Annotated in this window: 3 protein-coding genes and 1 pseudogene; 3 read left to right on the top strand and 1 reads right to left on the bottom strand. The window is 73.0% G+C overall.

The window, feature by feature from the left end:
• Positions 1-42 precede the first annotated feature (42 nt).
• Entirely contained in the window at positions 43-1767 is a 1725-nt protein-coding gene (locus AOK22_RS37035) for a BCCT family transporter (RefSeq protein ID WP_055703054.1), read from the bottom strand.
• A gap of 157 nt (positions 1768-1924) precedes the next feature.
• Here AOK22_RS37035 and AOK22_RS37040 point away from each other — a divergent pair, with 157 nt between their 5' ends.
• The 3 genes and pseudogenes from AOK22_RS37040 to AOK22_RS37050 all read left to right on the top strand — a co-directional run.
• Entirely contained in the window at positions 1925-3112 is a 1188-nt protein-coding gene (locus AOK22_RS37040; RefSeq protein ID WP_079037080.1) for a glycerate kinase, read from the top strand.
• Between the two features lie 157 nt (positions 3113-3269).
• Positions 3270-3776 (top strand): carboxymuconolactone decarboxylase family protein, encoded by a 507-nt coding sequence (locus AOK22_RS37045; protein ID WP_055703056.1) that lies wholly within the window; start codon positions 3270-3272, stop codon positions 3774-3776.
• Positions 3777-3932: 156 nt separating this feature from the next.
• Positions 3933-4186: pseudogene (locus AOK22_RS37050) on the top strand (hypothetical protein); the annotation flags it as partial.

Below are 4186 nucleotides of genomic sequence, written 5' to 3' on the forward strand. Positions count from 1 at the left end.
CCCTACGCCCGGGGCGGGGCGCCAGCCGGACAGCCGGACCGCTCAATCACCGTCCTGGCTGCGCGACCTGACGATCCGTCGCAGCCGGTGGTGCCGGTCCGGCGTCTGCTCGGTGATCGCGTCACCGACCATCATGCGCACCGCGTCCCGCAGCCCGTGGAGCGCGTGGCCGCGCGCGGGGCCCGCGCCCGGGTCCTCGCGCAACTCCTTGAGCAGCGCCCAGCACAGCGTCAGCATCACGATGACGAACGGCAGCGCCACCAGGATCGTCGCGCTCTGCAGGGAGTCGAGCCCGCCCGCGACCAGGAGCACCGCGGCCACCGCCGCCATCAGGGCGCCCCAGGTGACGACCAGCCAGGTCGGCGGGTGCAGCGAGCCTCGGCTGGTGAGCGAGCCCATCACCAGCGACGCGGAGTCCGCGCTCGTGACGAAGTACGTCATGACGAGGATCATCGCGACCCAGGAGGTGACGGTGCCCAGCGGCAGCGCGTCCAGCATCGCGAAGAGGGAGGCCTCGGCGCCCTCCTTCACCTTCTCCGCCATGTCGACCTTGCCGGTCGCGTCCAGGCGGATGCCGGTGCCGCCCATCACGCAGAACCACACGATCGTGGCGCCGCTCGGCACGAGCAGCACGCCGATGAGGAACTCGCGGATCGTGCGGCCGTGCGAGATGCGGGCGATGAACGTACCGACGAAGGGCGCCCACGAGAGCCACCACGCCCAGTAGAAGATCGTCCAGGCGCCGAGCCAGGAGCTGTCGGTGAACGCGCCCGTGCGCGAGGCCATCGGCAGCAGCTGGTGGAGATAGCCGCCGACGCTCGCCGGGATCGCGTCGAGGACGTAGACGGTCGGGCCCAGGACGAAGACGAACAGCATCAGGAGGGCGGCCAGCATGATGTTGAGGGTGCTGAGCCACTTCACGCCCTTGTGCACCCCGGAGAAGGCCGAGATCACGAAGGCGGCGCCCAGCGACACGATGATGATCAGCTGGAGGGTGGTGGAACTCTCCACGCCCGTCGTGAGGTTGAGGCCGGTGGCGACCTGGAGCGCGCCGACGCCGAGGCTGGTGGCCGTGCCGAAGACGGTCGCGAAGACCGCGAGCAGGTCGATGAGGCGGCCGGGCCAGGAGGCCGCGCGCCGGGCGCCGATGAGCGGCACGAAGACGGAGCTGAGGCGGTTGCCGCGGCCCTTGCGGAAGCCCGCGTAGGCCAGGGCGAGCCCGGCGATGCCGTAGATCGCCCAGGGGGTCAGCGTCCAGTGGAAGAACGAGTACTCCAGGGCGGTGCGGGCGGCGGCGCCCGTGCGGGGCTCGGCGGGCGAGGACGGGGGAGGGTTCAGATAGTGGGTCAGCGGCTCCCCGACGCCGTAGAACATCAGGCCGATGCCCATGCCCGCGCTGAACATCATCGCGATCCACGCGAGGTTGGTGAACTCCGGCTCGGAGTCGTCCTTGCCGAGCCTGATCCGGCCGAAGCGGCTGAGCGCGAGGAACACGCACAGGACGAGGAAGACGTCCGCGGCGATCACGAAGAGCCAGGCGAAGTTGTCCAGGACCCAGCCGAGGGCGCTGTCGGAGGCGCGGTCGAAGGATTTCTTGCCGATCGCGGCCCAGCAGACCACCGCGAGGACGACGGCCACGCCCACGCCGACCACCACGTAGTCGGGGGTGCCGTCCGGGGGTGTCGCGCCCGTGGGGTCCTTGCCGGACGACGGCGGGTCCGGCGGGCCCTCGCCGGGACGGGGCTGATCGATCATTTCCGTGCTCATGGCGCACCACTATGGTGCGATATCGGGGGTTTTTTCACCGGGGCGCGCCGTCTCGCGGTCCGGGTGGCCATGGGCAGGGGGCCCTCTGTGCGGTTATGGTCGCAGCGGCGCGACTGCCTTGACGCGAGCAAGGCCCAAGAAGCAAGGGGAATGCAAGGTGGCGGACGCTGCAGGGACGGCGGGACACGAGCAGCAGGCTCAGCGCGAGCAGGCGCGACGCGTGCTCATCGCCGCGGACAAGTTCAAGGGCTCCCTGACGGCCGTGCAGGTCGCGGAGCGGGTGACGGCCGGGCTGCGCCGCGTCGCCCCCGACGTGGCCGTCGAGGCCCTGCCCGTCGCCGACGGCGGTGACGGCACGGTCGCCGCGGCCGTCGCGGGCGGGTTCGAGCGCCGCGAGGTCCGGGTGACGGGCCCGCTCGGCAACCAGGTGACGGCGGCGTACGCGCTCAAGGACGGCACCGCCGTCGTGGAGATGGCCGAGGCCTCGGGCCTCCAGCTGCTCCCCGAGGGCGTCTTCGCGCCGCTCACGTCCACGACGTACGGCTCCGGGGAGCTGCTCCTCGCCGCGCTGGAAGCGGGCGCCCGCACGATCGTCTTCGGCGTCGGCGGCAGCGCCACGACCGACGGCGGCGCGGGCATGCTGGCCGCGCTCGGCGCGCGCTTCGAGGACGCGGACGGCAGGCCCGTCGCGCCCGGCGGCGGCCCGCTCAAGGACCTCGCCACCGCCGACCTCTCGGGCCTCGACCCCCGCCTGAAGGATGTCGAGATCGTCCTCGCCAGCGACGTCGACAACCCGCTGACCGGCCCCAAGGGCGCGCCCGCGGTGTACGGACCGCAGAAGGGCGCCACCCCGGAGGACGTCGCCGCCCTGGACACGGCGCTCGCCCACTTCGCCGCGGTCCTGGAGAAGACGATCGGCCCCAAGGCCGCGGAGTACGCTGCCTCGCCCGGCGCCGGCGCCGCGGGCGGCATCGGCTACGGCGCGCTGGTCGGGCTCGGCGCGAGCTTCCGGCCCGGCATCGAGGTCATGCTCGACGTGCTCGGCTTCGCGCCCGCGCTGGCCCGCGCCACCCTCGTCGTCACCGGCGAGGGCTCGCTCGACGAGCAGACCCTGCACGGCAAGGCCCCCGCCGGGGTGGCCGCGGCGGCCCGCGCCGCCGGGATCGAGGTCGTCGCGGTCTGCGGCCGCCTCGCCCTGCCCCCGGAGGCCCTCGGCAAGGCCGGCATCCGCCGCGCGTACGCCCTCACCGACGTGGAGCCGGACGTGGCCCGCTGCATCGCCGAGGCCGGACCGATCCTGGAGACGGTGGCCGAGGGCATCGCGCGGGACTTCCTGAGCGCCTGAGTCCCTGAGGTGCCCGAGCGGGACCGGGCCCGGCGGCAGCGTCCCCGGGACCGGGCCCGCAAGAATCTTCCGAAAGAAGTTCCGGTCACCCGGTCACACATCTCCGTCGGGCTCCGTCAGGGCAGTGAGAGCGACACGAAGCCCTGAGGAGATGACGATGGAAACGCGTGCGATCACGGCCGAGATCCCGATGGCCCCGCGGATGGACGAGGACCCGACACAGCTCCTGCCCGAGCTGGCCGAGGTGTCGGCGGCCCTGTTCAAGCTGGTCGGCAACGGCTCGGTGCCGCGCGCCACGATCAGCCTGGTCCAGCTGCGGGCCGGGCAGATCGCCGGCAACACCTACCTGACCGTCCTGCACACGGGATTCCTGCGCAAGGCGGGGGAGTCGGAGGAGCGGATCGCCTCGGTGGCCTCCTGGCAGGACTCGCCGTACTTCACCGGCGCCGAGCGCGCCGCGCTGGCGCTGGTGGAGGCCGTGCTCCAGCCGTCGGCGCACGGCGAGCGGGTCTCCGACGAGCTGTACGCCCACGTGGCGGAGGCCTACGAGCCCAAGGCGCTCGCCACCCTGATGTGCGCGATCGGCCAGGTCAACTTCTTCACCCCCGTGGCGCTCATCGCCAAGCCGGTGCCCGGCCGGTCGTTCACCGGCCCGTGGAAGTAGGCCCACCCGGGTGACAACTGCCCGAAAACGGCCCGGAGTTCGGATCCAGGAACGGGATCCGGGCGCCGGGCCGCGGGCGTTTCGGCATCTTCTGCCGCTCACCCGTATCGAACCGGGAACGTGATCGTTTCTTCAGTACGTGAAGAGGAGTCGATCTTGACCGGGTGGGCGCACGCCGGCGGACTCGGTGTCATCGCCGTCCTGTGCCCGTGGACCGGGCTGTCCGTCGACGCGCAGGTCGAGGCCGCCGGCGTGGCCGTGTCGGGGCACGTGGACATCTGCCGCCCGGACGGGCCGGTGACCCCCGAGCCGGAGCCCGAGCAGGTGCCGGGCGCCGCGCCCCGCGCGGCCGCACCGCCCCGGCCGGGGCCGCCGTCGGCCGCCCCGCCGCCGTCCGCGCCGCCCAGGGC

Origin of the sequence: Streptomyces silaceus (assembly GCF_001419745.1) — a bacterium.
Lineage (GTDB): Bacteria > Actinomycetota > Actinomycetes > Streptomycetales > Streptomycetaceae > Streptomyces > Streptomyces silaceus.